This is a genomic window from Azospirillum sp. A29 (assembly GCF_042604625.1).
GTDB lineage: Bacteria > Pseudomonadota > Alphaproteobacteria > Azospirillales > Azospirillaceae > Azospirillum > Azospirillum palustre.
The window spans coordinates 121,448-139,236 of sequence record NZ_CP170461.1; the positions used below are offsets into that span (position 1 = coordinate 121,448).

Genomic DNA, 17,789 nt, shown 5'->3' on the forward strand with positions numbered 1-17,789 from the left:
GGAGGAGCCGCGGTTTTCCGCTCTGTTGGCGGGAACTATATAGAAGGGTTGGACGGGTGAAGGGGGCCAGGGTAGGTCCTTTTTCTAGACTTGCCGCATCATACGCCGGAGGATGACTCCGCCCCCTGCATTTCCGTGCCCCCATGACCATGCCCGTCTCCGAACCGATCCCCGTGTCCAACCCGGCGCCGCTTCCCCGCCAATGCGTCATCCTGGTCGGCGGCCTCGGCACCCGGCTGGGAGAGCGCACGCGCCTGACGCCGAAGCCGCTGCTGGACGTGGCGGGCAAACCCTTCCTCGACCATCTGATCGGCAATCTCGCCCGTTTTGGATTCGACCGGGTGCTGCTGCTGGGCGGTTATCGCGGCGAGGTGCTGCGCGATTATTGCGCAGAAGCGGCCACGGCCGACGGGCGCTCCAGCCGTTTCGGCGTCGCCTTGTCCTGCCTGATCGAAGACACGCCGGCCGGAACCGGCGGCGCCCTTGTCCAGGGGGCCGACGCGCTGGACGAGCGCTTCCTGCTGCTGAACGGCGATTCCTTCTTCGACATCAACCTTCTGGATCTGACGGCGCCGCTCGATCCGGGAGCGCTGGCGCGGGTGGCCCTGCGCCGGGTGACAGACGCGGCACGCTATGGCAGCGTGCGGCTGGAGGGCGAGCGCATCCGCGCCTTCGCCGAACGGCCAGAGCAGGCTGGAGCGGGCCTGATCAACGGCGGCATCTATTGGATGGACCGCCGCATTCTCGGCCATATCCCGGCCGGTCCCTGCTCGCTGGAACGCGACGTGCTGCCGGCGCTTGCCAAACGGGGGGAACTGGCCGGCCGCTGCTATGGCGGCGCTTTCATCGACATCGGCATCCCCGAGGATCTCGCCCACGCCAACGAACTGCTGGGCGCTTGGCAGCGCCGGCCCGCGGCTTTCCTCGACCGCGACGGGGTGGTGAACCTCGACCACGGCTACGTCCACCGCCAGGACCATTTCGACTGGGTCGACGGCGCTGTCGACGCGATCAAGTTGCTGAACGACCGCGGCTATTACGTCTTCCTCATCACCAACCAGGCGGGCGTGGCCCACGGCTATTACGAGGAGGAGGCGATCCACCTCCTGCATGGCTGGATGCGGGAGGAACTGCGCCGCAACGGCGCCCATCTCGACGACATCCGCTATTGCCCCTATCACCTTGATGGGACGGTGGAGCGCTATCGCCGCATCTCGGACTGGCGCAAGCCGGAAGCGGGCATGCTGCGCGACCTGATGGCCCATTGGCCGGTGGACCTCGCCGCCAGCTTCGTGATCGGCGACCGCGAGACCGATATGGCAGCGGCGCGGGCCATCGGCATTCCGGGCCACCTCTTCACCGGCGGCAACCTGCTGGAGCATGTGCGCCGCATCCTGGACGAGGAGCCGTCGGCCAACAGCGTCAGCCGGCCGGCAGAATGAAGCCCTGCGGCGGCTTGCCGGCCTTGTGCAGCGACCACATGACCTGATAGGCGCGTTCCAGGTTGCGGGTGAAGCGGTGGCTGTCGAACAGCGGCGCCGTCATCCGCCCCTCCTCCAGCCGCTTGCGGAAGCCCGCGCGTCGGACGGGGTCGCCGGCGAGCGCCACCGCCAACGCCTCGTACTCAGACAGTGAGCGGGTGATGGTGTCGGGCAGGCCGGCCGCGTTCAGCAGGCTCGCCGCCACCCTGGACGCGAAGCTCCCGCCCAGGCAGGTCACCACCGGGCAGCCGGCCCACAGCGCGTCGCTGGTGGTGGTGTGGCCGGTGTAGGGCAGGGTGTCGAGCGCCAGATCGGCGACGCGGTAACGGGCGATGTGGTCAGCCAGCGGGCGGGGCGGGGCGAAGACCAACCGGCCGGGGTCGACGCCCTGGGCCTCGGCTGTGGCCTTCAGGTTGGCTGCGGCCCGCGGATTGGCTTCGAACAGCCACAGGACCGATCCGGGCACGCGCTTCAGGATGCGCATCCACAGGGCGAACATGGTCGGGCTGATCTTGTAGGCGGTGTTGAAGGCGGCGAAGACGACGCCGTCCTCCGGCAAGCCGCAGTCGGCCCGAGACGGAACCTGGCCGGGCCCCTGATCCGGCAGCGGGCGGCGGCGGTCGTTGATCTGATAGGCATCGGGCAGGATCGCCAGCCGCTCGGCATAGAAGGGCTGGTGCTCCGGCGGGGTGACGAAGCGGTCGCCGATCACATAGTCCATGTGCGGGCAGCCGATGGTGCCGGGATAGCCCAGGTAACTGACCTCGACCGGCGCCAGCCGGCGCGACAGCAGGTCGAGCCGGGTCTGCTTCGTGTAGCCCTTCAGGTCGATCATGATGTCGACGCCGTCGTCGGCCATGCAGCGGGCGACCGCGTCCAGTGGCACGCTGCGGATGTCGCGGAAGCGGTCGAAGGCCGTCACCAGCCGCTGGCGCATCGCGCTGCCGTCGTCGGGGCCGTAGGAATAGGCCAGCACTTCGAACCGCCCGCGGTCGTGCAGCTCGAACAGCTCGGCCGCCAGATAGGCGGTGGCGTGCTCGTGGAAATCGGCCGAGACATAGGCGATGCGCAGCCGGTTGCCGGAGCGGTTTTCCGGCCGCGCCGGCATCGGTGGGGCCGAGGGGCGCTTGACCAGCCGGTCGTAGAAGAGACGGGCCGAGCGGTCCTGCTGGGCCGGGGTGGTGTCGATCGACAAGGTGGCCAGCGGGATGACGACGCCGGCGTCCTGGTCGATGGTCTCCGTCACCCGGGCGCACAGCCGGTCGTACTCATTCCAGGCGCACAGCGTCTGCTTGAGATAGAGGTGGTAGCACAGCGCTTCGGTCTTGGCCGGCGTCAGCGTCACCGCCCGGGCATAGGCGGTCTCGGCCTCGTCCAGGCGGCCCACTTCGCGCAGGGCGTGGGCATATCCCAGCATCGCCTCGCCGTTGCCGGGCTCGACGACCAGCGCCCGGGTCAGGGCGCGGAGCGCCTCGGCCATCCGCTGGCCCTCGCGCAGCGCCACGCCGAGATTGGCTGCGGCGAGCGTGTCGATCGGCTGCAGCTTCAGCGCACGGGCGAAATCGGTCGCCGCCCCGTTGCGGTCGCCCAGCGCCAGCCGGGTCGAGCCGCGGTTGACGTAGCCCTCCGGCGTGCCGGGCGTCAGCTGGACGCAGCGGTCGTGCGCGGCCAGCGCTTCGCCCATGCGGCCCAGCGACTGCAGCACGGTGCCGAGATTGCCGTGGCTGTCGGGCAAGTCCGGCTTGGCGGCGATCGAGGCGCGCAGGATGGTCTCCGCCTCCTGCGGGCGGTTCTGCATCATCACCACCGTGCCCAGCAGCTGGGTGACCTCGCCCTGGCCGGGAACGGCGTTCAGGATCGCCCGGCACACCCGCTCCGCCTCGGCCGCGCGGCCGGCCCGGAAATGCTGCAGCGCCAGCTGCAGAGCTTCGTTCAGCGTCATCGCCGGGCCTCACTGGTCTTGATCGAAACCTGGGGCGCCACGTCAGCCGTCACCCTGGCCATCACCTCGGCCCAGTCGTTGGGGCTGGCCTGGCGGAACAGGCGCATGGTCGGGTACCAGGGACTGTCGAGCCGATCGCGCAGCCAGCGCCAGTCGGCGAACCATTTCAGCACCACCCAGGTCGGCCGCCCCATGGCGCCGGCCAGGTGGCAGACCGAAGTGTCGCAGGTGACGATCAGGTCCATGTTGGCCATCACCGCGGCGGTGTCGAGGAAGGCATCCGGCCCGGCGTCGAAATCCGCCCCCAGCTCGGTCACCGCCACCCGGTCGCGCAGCCGCTCCAGATGGTCCAGGCCCGACACCTTCTGCAGGCTGTAGAGCCGGACGCCGGGCAGCTTCCCCATCGCCTCGAAGCACTCCAGCGGGATCGACTTGCCGGTCTCGTTGCCGTGCCAGTTGATGCCGATGCGCAAGGCCGGGCGATTGCCCCCCTCCAGCCGGTCCAGCCGCTCCGCCCAGGCGGCCTGCAACCGCGGCTCGGCCCGCAGATAGGGAACGCCGCCGGGGGCAGTGTCCGGCGTGGTGCCCAGCCGATGCATCAGGCTCATCAGCGAGATGTGGTAGTCGTAGGTCGGCAGCGGCTCGCCGAAGGCGAACAGCCCGTCCAGGTCGGGGGCGGTCGACAGCACGCGCTTCAGCGCCGGCTGGCATTCGTAGAGCACCCGCGCGCCCATCCGCTTCAGCACGCCGGCATAGCGGATGTACTGGAAGGAATCGCCCAGACCCTGCTCGAAATGCACCAGCAGGGTCTTATCCGCCAGAGGCTGGCCCTGCCACAGCACGCCCGGCATGTTGCGCTTGCGCCAGACCCCCTGCTCCAGCCGGCCCTCATAGGCGACGGTGCCGTTGGCGTAGTCGCCGGCCATCAGCAGGCAGGTGCCCAGATTCTTGCGGTATTCTGGCTTGCCCACGTCGATGGCGAGCGCGCGGCGGTAGTTCAGCGCCGCCTCCGCCAGATGGCCGAGGCTGAGGCTGACGGCGCCGAGGTTGTTGTAATTGACGGCCACGTCCGGCTCGACGACCAGCGCCAGCCGGTAGACGGCGCGCGCCCGCTTGGCCTCGCCGCTGAACATGAACAGGTTGCCCAGCGTCAGCAGCGCGCCTGGATAGTCGGGCTTCCGCTTCACCAGCTCGTGGAAGGCGATCAGCGCATGCTCGATGTGGCGGCGGTCGAGCAGGATGCCGCCCAGCGCGTTCAACGCGTCCAGATGGTCGGGCTTCAGCCGCAGAGCCTGTTTCAGCGGTTCCATCGCCTCGTCCGGCCGGCCGGCGGCGCGCAGGCACAAGCCCAGGGCGCCATGCAGGGTGGCGGCATGCGGCGTCGCGATGTCCGGGTTTTCGTCGATCAGGCGGTGGTAGATGGTGGCCGCCTCGTCGAAGCGGCCGGCCTGGAACAGCGCCGCACCGGTGTTGTAGGCCTGGACGAAGGCCGGCGAGAACTCGGAAATGGCAACCCCCAAGGCTTGAGCCCTCAACGTCTGGCCCTCAACGCTCAATCGCGCAAATGGCCGGCGGCGCGGATCGATTGTCGCACGGACCCGCGGCTTCTTAACCCAAGACCCCGGCCGTCAGCAATATGCGCCAGAACTACCCAGCCCTGGTCCGCCGCTCCAGGGTGGGGGGCTTGCGGCGCCAAACTTGCGGGGTCAACCCCGCCTCCGCGGACGGGACCGGGTGGGCTCGGGGGCCCGCCCTGGCACGTCACCGGACCGGCTGGGAACGGAGGGCGCAGGGGCATGCTCACCGTTCCATGTGGTGCGCGGGACGGTGGCGAGCCCCCGCCGCCCGCGACGATCACGGCTCTTGTCGGCCAACGGCGGTGCCGACGGTATCGGCCGCGTGTGGGTGTGCGCCGTGCTGGCGTGCCTGGTGGGCGTTTGGGGGATCGGCGTCGCGCGGCCGGTTGCGAGCGACGCGGGGGGTGGCCTCGGCCTCCACGCCGAGCCGCCGCAGTTCAAGCGCGAACCGCTCGCGCCAGTGCTGGAGGTCGGCGGGACCGGGCGCCAGCCGCCGGCCGTCGGCACCGACCGCGATGTGGACGTGCAGGTGTCCGGTGTCATTGTGGCGGCCCATGTCCAGCACAACCCACGCCGGCTTCGTTCTGGATGCGCTCGAACAGGCACTTCACGACCGCCGACCGGCCAAGGGCAGCGGCCTCATCCATCACTCCGACAGGGGATCGCAATACGTTGCGATTCGCTACACCGAGCGTCTCACCGAAGCTGGGGTCGAGCCTTCCGTGGGCAGCGTTGGCGATTCCTACGATAACGCGTTGGCCGAGACCATCAACGGCCTCTACAAGACCAAGGTGATCCGGCGCCGCGGGCCATGGCGCACCTTGGAGGCCATCGAGTTCGCCACCCTGGAATGGGTCGACTGGTTCAACCACCGGCGCCTCCTCGAACCCATCGGCAACATTCCTCCCGCCGAGGCCGAAGCGCGTTACTATGCCCAAACCGAGGACGTCGCCATCGCGGCGTGACTCACCACAAATGGCCTCCGGGAAACCCGGCGCGGTTCACTACAGCCAGGACGGCGCCTGCACCGACGGGGCGGAAGCCTTCTTCTCGCGCATCCGCCGCGGAGAGATCGGGCATCATCATCACATCTCGGGCCTTTACCTGCACCGCTATGCCAATGAGGCCGCCTTCCGAGAGGATCGTCGCCGGACCAGCAATGGCGAGCAGTTCCGCATCGTGGTCGGGCTGGTGACGAAGACCGACCCGTCGGTCGACTTCTGCGGCTACTGGCAGCGCGCTCACTCGGCGTGATCGGCGGGTTCGACCGAAAGGCGCCAGCGGGTGCCTAGGCCATTGCCAATCTTCTCCACCATGCCCTTGCCTTTCTGGACGGTCAGAGTGTTGAGCACGCGCTGGATGAAGTCGGAGCGGGTCTTGCGGTCTTCCGGATCAAGCCCTTTGTCGCGCATGGGGGCGACGGCGATCTCCTCGGCAGCAACGACACGTCCCTCTGCCGTGCGCAGCGCTTCCAGGCAGCGGCGCGCCAGCTCGCCGATGGCGAAGTAGTGGGAGCGCGCCGCTGGCGGTTTCTTCGGCGCGATGCTCTCCGGCTCCAGTTCCGGGGCGAACAGGCGCAAGGTGGCGTCCAGGTGCACCAAGTCGGTCCGCTATTGAGCCATTCGCTTCTCAAGCTCAAGGATTGCCCCGCAGATCGCTCTCCGCTTCTCCCGCAAGGCGGCGCTGACGCCGTGCGGCTCGCCCATACTCCGTGCCCCTCCTGTTGGCTTCAGGACGACAGGGTAGATGGCAGGGGGGATGCGGCAGGATCAGCCGGTGGCGGGTACTACGTAAGTCCGGAAATGTACAAGGCGCACCTGCGCCTCCACTGTCCTGGCTTCCGCCAGCAGGCGCTGTTGCTCCTGCTCGACGTTCGCCAATATCGCCCCCCTTCTCGCTGGTTCTGACCCGTCCCCCTTATGCCATATTCTTAACTGTATGGAACAAGGGGGGCTTGTTCCATACACGGACTGGCGGGGGGGCTTGTTCCATACACGGCATCGGTTCTGCGGCAATCTCCCCTATTTGCGCGCAAATGCGTGCGAATAGGGGAGATTTTTGCCGTTCGCATGGGGACAGGCATTGCATCCTGCTCAACCCAGGATAAGCGCCCACGTTGCCACTGACGACACCCGCACGTCTTCGCCTTTTGTCAGAATACGCGGTCGCTGGATGGCAAGACATACGACAGAAACGGCGCGAACACCGCATTCTGCCAACGCCACCGTTCATCTCAAAACCTTAAGTCCAATCGCTCCGCGATGCGGCAGTTATACCGTCGCAACTGATGACAGGCGCGTGACGCCGACGGGGTTCCGTTTGCTCGTTATAGCGCGTCTCCCCGCGCCATATGCACATCCCGTTGGCGCTCCGCTTTGCAGCCGACGTGTCCGCACGCCATCGCCTACTTCGTCGCAACGACGACACGACAGAGTCCATTGGTGTCGCGAGCGCCGTCATAATGGAGCCTTCCATCGTAATAGTGGCCGATGGCGACATGCACCTTGTGCTGTCTAACGTAGCGCTGTTATTGCGCTTTCCACTGTCGTGTGCGCCGGTTGCTTGATATGCGCCTTTGTCTGACGGCCATCCTGCGCAACGGCGTTACGGTCACGCCGAATGAGGATGCTTCTCACGGCAATATGGATGATATCATCGGCTCAGTTGACTGCCGCTACTGCGTCGCGACGCCCAACATTACTCGCTCCGCGTTGCGGCAGATACACCGTCGCGCCTGATGACTGAGGCGTCCCGCACGCGGGTTTCAGTGTGCTCAGTATAGCGTTTTGTAAGGCGTCATTTGAACTCCTATCGGCGCCCGGCGTTGTCACCGACCTGTCTGCATGTCATCGCCTACTCCGCCGAAATGACGATGGAACGGCGCCCTTTAGTGTCGCAAACGCCGTCATAATGGAGCCTTCCACCGTGATATTGACCGGTGGCGACATCTTGCGCAACGGCGTTGCAGTCACGCCGAATGAGGGCGCTTCTACCGTTCGTACGGAGGACACAACCGGGTCAGCAGACCGGCGGCCCGGGATCGCTAGGCACGGCGCTACTCTTTGCGTCAAGCGGCCCAGTGTGGCCACTTGTACTCCATCGGTTGGTGCAAACGATGGAGCGCACGCAGACGGGATGCGGGCTTGTGGTCACACTTTGCCGATAGCCAACCCGCCCGCAACGGTGGCCTTGATATGCTCACTCGCATTTCTCTATGGCGACTGGCAAGCACGATGCCCTGGGCCTTTATGCCGTCGCAATGTGCACTCACGGTCTCAACCACGCGAGACTGGCTCAGGTCCTGCACAGAGTGCAGAACTGCCGTCGATGTCTGGCGGCACCGGCGCCGATAATGCCTCAACGCCGTCGCCTTCGGCAGCCGCCGAGGTATTGCCCTCAGAGCAAAATGCAGGCGCGATGGTGGACATGTCTGCCGCTCAGGCGTCTCCCACAGTCCCTTCGCTTTTCACCACATCGCCGGCATCACCGGTGCCTGCAAACCTTCAAACTACCGCGCCGACGTCACCTCTACGTGTCGCAAAACGCTTTCATAATGGAGCTGACACAGCGTCAGACAACGCCGCATTTCAGGAGACTATGTGATCTCCAAGAAACTCGTTCTCGTGATCAGCGACAAGGGCGGCACCGGCAAATCTACCTGGGCGCGCGCCTACGCTGATTGGCTGCGACGAAAGCACGACACCGCATTCATCGCGGACGCTGATGGGGCCGTCGGCCAGCGACACTGTTGCATGGAAGCAGCAAAAGCTGATGCTGGCGGGTTGGTGTTCCTGATCACACAACGCGGACAGCGTCCGAGGTGGAGCATGCGGTTCAGGACGAGGACGGCAACCGCAATCTCGGACTGTTGCCGGTCGTCGGTTTGGAAGCGTAGGCCATCCCCGATCACGTTTCACCGCGCCAAGCTCAGCAGTTCCTGTCAGCCCATGGACCTATTCACCAGCTTTGCTATTTGCGCCGCCACCTCATGACTGCTTCAGTATATCGGGCCCACCGGGCTGAAGCTTTCCCCCTCTGGCAACAGGAGACGTGCGCCCGCCAAGTTGCGTAGCAGGTGTCCTTGCGGCGCTGCTACCCCCTTTCCTTGCCTCCGGTCGGGTTAACGTGACAACGCCCTCTCACCAACTGGAAAACGGCAACAGCCATTCCATTTTCTAGGAGATCAGGTACAGTGACGGATACCATGGCCTATGCACGGGCTCTTCGGACAGCAGGCATACAGAATGCGGATGCCTTCGCAGAGGCGCTCAAGGTGGTTCTCGACGAGCAAGTCAAGGAGAGGCAGCGGATGCAATCCGATATGGCCGAGATCAGGAAAGGCATCGATGCCATTCTTCATCGGATGGACATCGCCGACCTCAAACTCGACGGTCGTTTCACGGATCTCGACCGCCGTTGCAAGGAAGCCGAGGCACACCTCCGTACTGAAATCAAAAGCACGGCGCTGGATTTGGCGACCATGAATAGGCAGAGGAACCGCACGATCGCCATTATCTCGGCTATCGTTGGTTTGATCATCCTGGCGGTGAAATTTGACAACGGTCTGCTGCCCTAACAGGCTGCGGAAAAAGGCTATGCCCGTCCTGCCGGTCGTGATTCTCTCCAGTTGAAGAGAATGGGGCCTGCGAGGGGACGATGCGGGGATCGGACAAACACAGCGGGGGGCTGTTCAGCTATGTGAGCTGTGAGACCCGTGTTCCGGCGAGCGATCCTTTACGACCGATCCGTGCCATCGTTGATGAAGCGCTGGAGGTGATGTCGCCGACGTTCGAGGGGCTGTACTCGATGATCGGGCGACCGTCGATTCCGCCGGAGAAGCTGCTGCGGGCGCTGCTGTTCCAGGCCTTCTACTCGGTGCGCTCGGAACGTCAGCTGACGGAACAGCTCGACTACAACCTGCTGTTCCGTTGGTTCGTCGGCTTGTCGATGGACGCCCGGGTTGTGGGACGTGACGGTGTTCACCAAGAACCGCGAGCGCCTGCTGGCCGGCGATGTGGCAACCAAGTTCCTTGCCACCGTGCTGGGCCAGCCGAAAGTCAAGGCGCTGCTGTCGGACGAGCATTTCTCGGTGGACGGGACGCTGATCGAAGCCTGGGCGTCGGTGAAGAGCTTCCGGCCCAAGGACGGCAGCGGCGAGCCGCCGGGGCCGGGACGCAACGGCGAACGGGACTTCCATGGTGAGAAGCGGTCCAACGAGACCCATGCCTCGACCAGCGATCCCGAGGCGCGGCTGTACGGCAAGGGCAACGGGCAGCCGGCGAAGCTGGCCTTCATGGGCCACGCTCTGATGGAGAACCGGAACGCCCTGGTAGTGGATGTCCGGCTGACGGCAGCCACCGGCTTGGCCGAACGCGAGGCGGCGGTTTCCATGGTCAAGGCCATTCCTGGCCGCCACCGCATCACGGTGGGCGCCGACAAGGCTTACGACACCAAGGATTTCGTGGCGAACATGCGCGAGTTGGGCGCCGCTGCGCATGTCGCGCAGAACACGAGCAACCGCCGCTCGGCGATCGACGGCCGGACCACCCGCCACCCCGGCTACGCCGGCAGCCTAAGAATCCGCAAACGGATCGAGGAGGTGTTCGGCTGGATCAAGGGAGCCGGTTTGCGCAAAACGCGTCATCGCGGCCCGGCCCGCGTCGGTTGGATGTTCACCTTGAACCAGTCGACCCATTCCAAGGTGGCGAACTCGATGGCCTCCAAGGTGCGCCATGGCCCGCGGCGCCGGATCACCTTGGTCTTGTAGAGGCCGTTGATGGTCTCGGCCAACGCGTTATCGTAGGAATCGCCAACGCTGCCCACGGAAGGCTCGACCCCAGCTTCGATGAGACGCTCGGTGTAGCGAATCGCAACGTATTGCGATCCCCTGTCGGAGTGATGGATGAGGCCGCTGCCCTTGGCCGGTCGGCGGTCGTGAAGTGCCTGTTCGAGCGCATCCAGAACGAAGCCGGCGTGGGCTGTGCTGGACACCCGCCAGCCCACGATGCGGCGCGCGAAGGCGTCGATGACGAAGGCCATGTAGACGAAGCCCTGCCATGTCGATACGTACGTGAAATCGGCCAACCACAAGGCGTTCGGACGCGGCGTCTGGAATTGCCGGTTCACCCGGTCAGCGGGGCCATGGCGCCGCCCGATCGCTGATCGTGGTGCGGACCGTCTTGCCCCGTGTCGCCCCCTTCAGACCCATGTGTTTCATCAGCCGGGCCGCCGTGCAGCGCGCCACATCGATGCCCTCTCGCCGCAACTGCCGCCACACCTTGCGGACCCCATAAACCTGGAAGTTCGCGTCCCAGACCCGCCGGATAGCCAAGCTCACCTCCGCGTCGCTTCGTGAGCGGGCTGGCACCTTGGACGGATCAGCCCGCCGGGCGGCATGGGCGTGGTAAGTAGACGGGGCGATCGGCAGCACTCGGCAGATCGGCTTATATGAGGAGAATCAACGGAAATGTTCGTCAGCTTTTCATTTTATGCTCCTGTAGCGCTATCTGGTATCCACGGCGTGAGCCTGCTTCAATGACGCGGCCCGGAAACCGGGCCTGATCCAACTTATATACGGTCAGTCGACTGGAGCGACTGCACCAACATCCCGCATGCGGCGGGCAAGGCTCAATTGGGCGAGACCATTCTCAAACCGCGGCTGTTTGACAGCCATGCCGATCTTCGGTTCGCCCGTCCGGGCTCCAGCGGGAAGGTTTTCCCCGGAGAAATTGATGAGCGTTCGGAACGTCAGGCGGCCTTCAGCACGGCACCTTCAATGACGACGCCCGCACGGGTATATTTCCAAAGTGCGACGAACAGTTTTCGGGCAACGGCGACGATCATCGTCTTCTTGAGCCGTCCCCCATTCCTAGCCACCTGATCCTTAAACCAAAGCGTCAATGTGGAATCCGGCTGGTGGCGGATCCACAGCCAGGCGATCTGGATCAACGTCGTGCGCAGACGTGGATTACCTGATTTTGAAACTCCCTGCTCGTGATCCACCTGGCCACTCTGCCAGGGTGTCGGCGCGAGGCCCGCGTAGGCGGCGACCTGTCTGCGGTTGTCGAAATGCCGGCAAAGCCCTTCGCCCCATAACACGGCCGCGGCGGCCGCTCCAATCCCTTTCAGGCCCAGCAACAGAGCGGCGCCGGGAAATGCGAGCGCCTCTGCGGTAAGCATGTTGGTACTTGCCCGCTCGATGTCCTTTATCTGTGCAAGCACCAGTTCAAGGCGATCAAGTTCCCGCGAAATCTGCGCCTGCAGGTGGGGTGGCAATGGGCGGCCATCTCCGGTACGGAGCTCATCAAGCCGCTCCCGGCGATCGCGCCGCAGCGGTTCATAAGCTCCGACGCCATGACTGTAGAGCAGCCCCTTGATCCGATTGACGTGCGCTACCCGTTCATTGACCAGCACCTTGCGTTCCCGCGCGATCCGCCGCCGATCTTCCTCTTCAGGCGTTGGCGGCCTTACCATTGCACAAACGCGAGGCTCGCCCCGCTTGTAGGCCAGCAACGTTCGGACGAGCGCCTCGCCGTCAATCCTGTCGGTCTTTGCCCGACGACGACGGCGCGAAATCGCTACCGATGCCGGGTCGACAACGTGACTTTCGATCCCTTCCTGGAGTAAGACCCGATGAATCCAGAAGCCGTCCAACCCTGCTTCCTGGATCACAACAATTGGAAAGATTTTCCCAGTCCGAACCAGGGCCTTGCGTCGTAATTCCGCGAACCGCAAAAGCAGATCACCAATATCCCCTGCCTTGACCAGATGTTTCGACATCTTCTCGCCACCACCCGGCGTCAGTGATGTGACCAGCCATTTCGACTGGCTCAGCTCAAGCGAAACGAAGATCGCGCCGAGATCGACACGAATGGCGGTGGAATTGGATGTGCTGGACATGACGGCCTCCGGGTTCAGTGCTGGACCAGAACTCTGACCCGGTTCCAGTCGCTCTTCACCTCATAGGATCTCGACCCCGTGAACGGGGCGATGCGCGTCGATGAAGGCGATCGTTTCCGAACCGGGCGGTCGAGCTCCGCCTGGGCGAAATACACCGACAGCTTGCGTAGGATCTCGTTCGCCTGGCGCAACCCCCGAACTGCGCGCTCGCGCACTTCTGGAGCGTATTTGGGTGATGCTTGCTTCGTCATGTTGATCCCAGCCTCAAGAGACGGGGCCTCAAGCAAACCTGGGACGGTTCAGCCGATACCGGCCTGTGTCCGCCAGAGCACCGCGACGCCGCGCGCAAGGCTGGCGACCGGGTCCGGACCGAGATGCGCCGCCTCGTCGCGGTGATGACCAGCAGCTTTGATTATTGGGGCCTGCCGGATGCCGAGCGCCCGGATGCGGCGCCAGGGGCGGCCGAGCGTGCCGCAGCCGCGATCCGCATGGCCGAAAAGCGTCGGAAGAATCGGCCGCGGCGGATGGCCGCGCGCTGCCGTGAGGACGGATGATACGCGCGGGCAAAAGGGCTGGCGTGACGCACGGTGGACGCAAATTGAAGCGGTGCCAACCGGATTGAAGTCCGATCAAAGCACTCCGTCACGGGGCTTCGCTCCGATCGCCGCCCAGGAGATCTCGTTGACCCAGGCGAGCTGCACGTCTTCCAGCCCGGCGCCCTTCATCAGCGCCTCCACCTCGTCACGGCGCCAGTAGTTGGCGATCTTCGGCAGCATCTGGTCGAAGACGATGGAGCGCAGATGCGCGAAGTCGAAGCGGCGGATCAGGCGGAAATATTCCAGCCGGTCCAGCCCCAGCCGCAAGGCCAGCCACAAGAGCGCGGTCGGCGGCAGGGACAGCGCATGCACCAGCCCGATCGGCAGGCGGCTGAACAGCGCCTTGCGCAGCGGGTCGGCGAAGTGGACGATCCAGCCGTTGTTCTCGCGGCCATAGACCCAGACCATCACCCGTCCGCCGGGTTTCACCGCACGCGCCATGTTGGCGAGCGCGGCTTCCGGATGGGCCAGATGGTGGATGACCCCGATGGAGAAGGCGAGGTCGAAGCGCTCCACATCGTTCAGCTCATAGGCGCTCTGGCGGCGCACCTCCATCGCCGGATGCGGCGCCAGCGTGGCGCGGGCCGAGGCAAGGCTGCGCTCGTCGATGTCGATGGCCAGCCCGCCGGCCGCACCGTAGCTCATCGGCCAATGGCTGTTGCGCCCCATGCCGCAGCCGACATCGACGAAGGTCAGGCCGCGCCAGTCCTCCGGCTTGAGGAAGGGCGTCCAGCGGCGGAACTGCTCTTCGTAGATACCCTTCAGCTCGGCATAGCGGCCCCACTCATAGCCGAAGCGGTCGGCCGACCCGCTGTGCACCGCGGATGCGGTGTCGGGGGCGGGGGAAGAAGACGGCGCTTCGCTCATCGCGGCGGTCCGGTGTGGTGGAAGGAGAAGACGGCGCTATCGGTAGAAGCCGGAGGGCGGGCTTGTCAAGCAAGGGGCAGGCAGGGCAGGGGGCAGGGTGGGGTGCGACAGGCCGGTTCCTCCCGCCGCCGCGGACGGCTACCATGCCGCCCCTTACCGTGAGACGAAGCCGCCCCTCCATGCCCAACTTCCTGTTCGACAAGCCGGCATTCCCATCCTGTTCGTCCATATCGGCTACAAGGCCGTTGTCGACATCGCGCTGAGGCAGGCGGCGCTTGCCGCGCCCGACAGCCCGGTGATCTTGCTGACCGACGAGATCCGCGACCTGCCCTTCGCGGTCCATCAGGCCGGCATCCGCCTCTACACCAGCTCGTATCCCCGCTTCGACGCGGTGTACGAGCATCTCTCGGTGAATGGCGAGGGGTACGAGGCGATGTGCTACGGGCGCTGGTTCTTTGCGCATGAGTTCGCCGTCCGCCATGGGCTGGGCCGCTTCTGCGTGTTCGACAGCGACGTCATGCTCTATCGCCCGGCGGAGCGGTTCGCCGCCGCCTTCGCCGAGCGGATCGCCGGGAACTGGAGTTGGGCCAACTGCTTCGAGGGGCCGGAGGCGCTGGGCTTCCTTTGCGACCGCTTCGTGGAGATCTTCGCCGACAAGCCGAGGCTGCACGCCCTGGGCGACCGTTTCCGCATCGGCGGCCGGCCGCATGTCAGCGACATGCATCTGCTGATGGAGATCGCCGCCGCCGATCCCCGCTTCCTTGAGCAGGGAAGTTTGATCGCCCAGGGTTTCGACCACAACATCCGCAATGCGGACGGCTGCTTCGGCATGTGCAATGGGCTAAAGAGCGTCCGTTTCGGGGCGGACGGCATTCCGGTCTGCGCCCGCACCGACGGCGGCGCACCGGTTCCCTTCACCTTCCTGCATTTCCAAGGGCCGGCGAAGGACCGGATGGGCCGCTTCGCCTGGCCGGCCGCGGGTCAACCGCCTGCAAATCAGCCGTCTGTGGATCAGCCACCTGTGGACTGACTGTCCGACCGGCGCCGATCGCACCAGCGCTGCCACATCAGCCGGTAGGCGGTTTCCAGATTGCGCATGAAGCGCCCCTCGTCGCACAGCGCCGATGCCCGCAGCCGCTCGCGCATGCCCATGCGCAGCCGCATCAGCCGGGTCAGGTCGCCGGCCAGTTCCGCCGCGATGGCGGCGTAGCGGGAGGGGGTGGTGGCGACCAGTTCGGGCAGGCCGATGGCGGCCATCAGGCTGGCGCCGACGCGGGCAGCGTGGCGGGGTCCCGCCAGCGTCACCAGCGGCACTCCCATCCACAGCGTGTCGCAGGTGGTGATGGTGCCGTTGTAGGGGTGCGGGTCGAGCGCGATGTCGATGCGGTTGTAAGCGGCGAGGTGCCCGGCTGCGTCCTTGATGAAGCCGATGAGGTCGAGCCGCGCCGGGTCGATGCCGGTGGCGGCGAAGCGCGCTCGCATCAGGGCGGCGGTACCGGCATCGGACAACGGCCGGTCCTTCAGCAGCAGGCGGGAGTCCGGCACCCGCCGCAGCACCTCGGCCCACAGCGCCACGGTGCTGTCGGTGATCTTCGACAGCTTGTTGAAGGACCCGAAGGTGACGACCCCGGTGGCGCCCGCCGGCAGCGGCACCACCGGCGGGGCGGAGGCCGGCGGGCGGAAGCATAGGAAGGGAGGCGGCAGCCGGACCAGCGTTTCCACCGCATGGGCGTCGGTCGGCCCGACCGGGTCGCTGACCGAATCGACGATGCGATAGTCGACCGACGCCATGCCGGTGCCGTTGGGATAGCCCAGCCACGTCACCTGCACCGGTGCCGGGCGCCGGGCCAGCATTGGCAGCCGGTTCAGTCCGGAATGGCCGGCGAGGTCGACCAGAATGTCGATGCCGTCGGCGCGGATCTGCGCCGCCAACCCCTCGTCGTTCAGATGGCCCACGGTGCGCCAGCCGTCAGCCTGCGCCTTGAAGCGGGCGGTATAGGCGTCGGCGTGGGTGTCTGGCAGGATCGAATAGCAGACGATCTCGAAGCGGCTGCGGTCGGCCGCCTCGAACAGGGGCGACAGGAAATAGGCGCCCAGATGCTCGCGGAATTCGACCGACAGGTAGCCGATGCGCAGCCGCTTTTCCGGATCGGGGCGGTTGGCGTGCGGGGCCGGCGGCAGCCGGTCAGCCGGTCGGCCGAACCGTTCGTCGAAGCGCCGGTGTTCAGCCAGCAGGCGCTCGCCGGACAGGTCCAGGTAGTTCAGGCACAGCAGTCGCTGGCTGGCGATCAGCGGATCGGCGGGAGACAGCCGTTCGGCTTGATCAAAGCAGCGGGCGGCCGCCTCGGCCTCGCCGCGCATCTGGTGGGTGACGCCCAGGTTGAACCAGATGCCGGCATCCTGCCGCGGGTGGAGGGCGATGGCCCGACCCCAGAATCGTACCGCCTCATCCAGCCGGTTGGCGCCATAGGCGCTGCTGCCCAGCCCGACCAGGGGCTTGTCGTAGCCTGGACGCAGGGCCACAGCGATTTTCAGGGCGGCCGCCGAGTCCTCCGGCCGCCGCAGGTCTGCCAGGATGACACCCAAATTGTTCCACAGGTCGGCGGCCGTGCCGTCCTGCGCCAGCATGTGGCGATAGAGCGCCGCCGCCTCCTCAAGGCGTCCGGCACTGAACGCCTCCAATGCCTGGCGCTTCGACGCTTCCGGTATGGGGGCGGTCATTGGCGTGCTCAGGGGACGTGCTCAGGCGAGCCGGGCTTCGACCTGCTCGCACAGGTAGTGGTAGAGACAGATGTGGACCTGCTGGATCAGCGGGGTGGAGCGCGACGGCACGTCGAGCAGGATGTCGCTCAAGCCGGACATCTTGCCGCCGCCCTCGCCGGTCATGGCGATGGTGGTCATGCCCAGCCGCTTGGCCACCTCGAAGGCGGCGATCACGTTGCGCGAATTGCCACTGGTCGAGATGCCCAGCAGGACACCGCCGGGCTCGCCATAGGCCTCGGTCTGGCGGGCGAAGACGCTGTCGTAGGAATAGTCGTTGCTCCAGGCGGTCAGCACGGCCGCGTTGGAGCTGAGGCAGATCGCCTTCAGTCCGCGGCGCTCTTTCAGGAAGCGGCCGACCAGTTCGCCGGTGATGTGCTGGGCATCCGACGCCGAACCGCCGTTGCCGCAGACCAGCAGCGCCCGGTTGGCGCCCAGCGCCGTGGCGACCGCATCCACCGCCGCCTCGACCCGTGCCGGATCCAGGTTGTCCATGGTGCGCTGCAGGACATCGATGGCGGCGGTGAGGCAGCCGTGCAGCGACGGGGCGGAGGCCTGGGAGTCCATGGACGTGACACCTTGTTGCTTGTGGCGGAGAGGGGCGGCCGGCAAAGAGGGGGAAGTGCCGGTGGGCGGAGCCCACCGGACGGCGCGAAGTGCATCCTAC

Annotated in this window: 13 protein-coding genes, 4 pseudogenes and 1 other annotated feature; of the genes and pseudogenes, 7 read left to right on the top strand and 10 right to left on the bottom strand. The window is 66.0% G+C overall.

The window, feature by feature from the left end; genetic code table 11:
• Window positions 1-143 precede the first annotated feature (143 nt).
• Complete coding sequence (locus ABNQ38_RS06320) at window positions 144-1,442, top strand: HAD-IIIA family hydrolase (RefSeq protein WP_377806294.1); 1,299 nt, start codon at window positions 144-146, stop codon at window positions 1,440-1,442.
• Here the strand turns inward: ABNQ38_RS06320 and ABNQ38_RS06325 are convergent.
• The 3 genes from ABNQ38_RS06325 to ABNQ38_RS06335 all read right to left on the bottom strand — a co-directional run bounded on the left by ABNQ38_RS06325 (window position 1,423) and on the right by ABNQ38_RS06335 (window position 5,556).
• On the bottom strand, window positions 1,423-3,423 hold the full coding sequence (locus tag ABNQ38_RS06325) for a tetratricopeptide repeat protein (protein ID WP_377806295.1): 2,001 nt from the start codon (window positions 3,421-3,423) through the stop codon (window positions 1,423-1,425). The two genes, ABNQ38_RS06320 and ABNQ38_RS06325, sit on opposite strands and share 20 nt — an antisense overlap.
• Window positions 3,420-4,943, bottom strand: a complete 1,524-nt coding sequence (locus ABNQ38_RS06330) for a tetratricopeptide repeat protein (protein ID WP_377806296.1) — start codon at window positions 4,941-4,943, stop codon at window positions 3,420-3,422. Before ABNQ38_RS06330 ends, ABNQ38_RS06325 begins: the two co-directional genes overlap by 4 nt.
• A 334-nt stretch (window positions 4,944-5,277) precedes the next feature.
• Window positions 5,278-5,556 (bottom strand): hypothetical protein, encoded by a 279-nt coding sequence (locus ABNQ38_RS06335; RefSeq protein WP_377806297.1) that lies wholly within the window; start codon window positions 5,554-5,556, stop codon window positions 5,278-5,280.
• Here ABNQ38_RS06335 and ABNQ38_RS06340 point away from each other — a divergent pair.
• Together ABNQ38_RS06340 and ABNQ38_RS06345 are read left to right on the top strand one after the other, a co-directional pair.
• A pseudogene (locus tag ABNQ38_RS06340) lies at window positions 5,546-5,965 on the top strand (DDE-type integrase/transposase/recombinase); the annotation flags it as partial. The gene ABNQ38_RS06335 and the pseudogene ABNQ38_RS06340 sit on opposite strands and share 11 nt — an antisense overlap.
• A 10-nt stretch (window positions 5,966-5,975) precedes the next feature.
• Entirely contained in the window at window positions 5,976-6,254 is a 279-nt protein-coding gene (locus tag ABNQ38_RS06345) for a transposase (protein ID WP_377806298.1), read from the top strand.
• Here ABNQ38_RS06345 and ABNQ38_RS06350 read toward each other — a convergent pair.
• A complete protein-coding gene (locus ABNQ38_RS06350) occupies window positions 6,242-6,598 on the bottom strand; it encodes a hypothetical protein (RefSeq protein ID WP_377806299.1) in 357 nt (118 codons plus the stop codon). The genes ABNQ38_RS06345 and ABNQ38_RS06350 overlap by 13 nt on opposite strands.
• A 2,594-nt stretch (window positions 6,599-9,192) precedes the next feature.
• Between ABNQ38_RS06350 and ABNQ38_RS06355 the strand changes: the two genes are divergently transcribed.
• A complete protein-coding gene (locus tag ABNQ38_RS06355) occupies window positions 9,193-9,576 on the top strand; it encodes a hypothetical protein (RefSeq protein WP_377806300.1) in 384 nt (127 codons plus the stop codon).
• 80 nt (window positions 9,577-9,656) lie between these two features.
• Window positions 9,657-10,767: pseudogene (locus ABNQ38_RS06360) on the top strand (IS5 family transposase).
• On the opposite strand, the pseudogene ABNQ38_RS06365 reads toward ABNQ38_RS06360, so the two are convergent.
• The 3 genes and pseudogenes from ABNQ38_RS06365 to ABNQ38_RS06375 form a co-directional block, all read right to left on the bottom strand.
• Window positions 10,680-11,445, bottom strand: a pseudogene (locus ABNQ38_RS06365) (IS3 family transposase); the annotation flags it as partial. The pseudogenes ABNQ38_RS06360 and ABNQ38_RS06365 sit on opposite strands and share 88 nt — an antisense overlap.
• 302 nt (window positions 11,446-11,747) lie before the next feature.
• Window positions 11,748-12,899 (bottom strand): IS110-like element ISAzs35 family transposase, encoded by a 1,152-nt coding sequence (locus tag ABNQ38_RS06370; protein ID WP_377806301.1) that lies wholly within the window; start codon window positions 12,897-12,899, stop codon window positions 11,748-11,750.
• Between the two features lie 63 nt (window positions 12,900-12,962).
• Window positions 12,963-13,055: a sequence feature (AL1L pseudoknot), on the bottom strand.
• Window positions 12,969-13,150 (bottom strand): annotated as a pseudogene (locus ABNQ38_RS06375) (hypothetical protein); the annotation flags it as partial. It overlaps the preceding feature by 87 nt.
• Between ABNQ38_RS06375 and ABNQ38_RS06380 the strand changes: the two are divergent.
• Window positions 13,139-13,453, top strand: a complete 315-nt coding sequence (locus tag ABNQ38_RS06380; protein WP_377806480.1) for a hypothetical protein — start codon at window positions 13,139-13,141, stop codon at window positions 13,451-13,453. The pseudogene ABNQ38_RS06375 and the gene ABNQ38_RS06380 overlap by 12 nt on opposite strands.
• 75 nt (window positions 13,454-13,528) lie before the next feature.
• On the opposite strand, the gene ABNQ38_RS06385 is transcribed toward ABNQ38_RS06380, so the two are convergent.
• Window positions 13,529-14,362, bottom strand: coding sequence for a class I SAM-dependent methyltransferase (locus ABNQ38_RS06385; protein ID WP_377806302.1), 834 nt, complete (start codon window positions 14,360-14,362; stop codon window positions 13,529-13,531).
• A 97-nt stretch (window positions 14,363-14,459) separates the two neighbouring features.
• On the opposite strand from ABNQ38_RS06385, the gene ABNQ38_RS06390 reads away from it, so the two are divergent.
• On the top strand, window positions 14,460-15,392 hold the full coding sequence (locus ABNQ38_RS06390; RefSeq protein WP_377806303.1) for a hypothetical protein: 933 nt from the start codon (window positions 14,460-14,462) through the stop codon (window positions 15,390-15,392).
• Here ABNQ38_RS06390 and ABNQ38_RS06395 read toward each other — a convergent pair.
• Both ABNQ38_RS06395 and ABNQ38_RS06400 read right to left on the bottom strand, forming a co-directional pair.
• On the bottom strand, window positions 15,374-17,083 hold the full coding sequence (locus ABNQ38_RS06395) for a tetratricopeptide repeat protein (protein WP_377806304.1): 1,710 nt from the start codon (window positions 17,081-17,083) through the stop codon (window positions 15,374-15,376). The two genes, ABNQ38_RS06390 and ABNQ38_RS06395, sit on opposite strands and share 19 nt — an antisense overlap.
• Before the next feature lie 21 nt (window positions 17,084-17,104).
• The gene (locus ABNQ38_RS06400) at window positions 17,105-17,689 is read right to left on the bottom strand and encodes an SIS domain-containing protein (RefSeq protein WP_377806305.1); all 585 of its coding nucleotides are present in this window, start codon (window positions 17,687-17,689) and stop codon (window positions 17,105-17,107) included.
• Window positions 17,690-17,789: the final 100 nt, after the last annotated feature.

Bases quoted from the DNA above. Each gene is read 5' to 3' on its own strand.
- ABNQ38_RS06320 (WP_377806294.1), top strand. From the start codon at position 144: ATGACCATGCCCGTCTCCGAACCGATCCCCGTGTCCAACCCGGCGCCG.
- ABNQ38_RS06325 (WP_377806295.1), bottom strand. From the start codon at position 3,423: ATGACGCTGAACGAAGCTCTGCAGCTGGCGCTGCAGCATTTCCGGGCC.
- ABNQ38_RS06335 (WP_377806297.1), bottom strand. From the start codon at position 5,556: ATGGGCCGCCACAATGACACCGGACACCTGCACGTCCACATCGCGGTC.
- ABNQ38_RS06345 (WP_377806298.1), top strand. From the start codon at position 5,976: ATGGCCTCCGGGAAACCCGGCGCGGTTCACTACAGCCAGGACGGCGCC.
- ABNQ38_RS06370 (WP_377806301.1), bottom strand. From the start codon at position 12,899: ATGTCCAGCACATCCAATTCCACCGCCATTCGTGTCGATCTCGGCGCG.
- ABNQ38_RS06385 (WP_377806302.1), bottom strand. From the start codon at position 14,362: ATGAGCGAAGCGCCGTCTTCTTCCCCCGCCCCCGACACCGCATCCGCG.
- ABNQ38_RS06395 (WP_377806304.1), bottom strand. From the start codon at position 17,083: ATGACCGCCCCCATACCGGAAGCGTCGAAGCGCCAGGCATTGGAGGCG.
- ABNQ38_RS06400 (WP_377806305.1), bottom strand. From the start codon at position 17,689: ATGGACTCCCAGGCCTCCGCCCCGTCGCTGCACGGCTGCCTCACCGCC.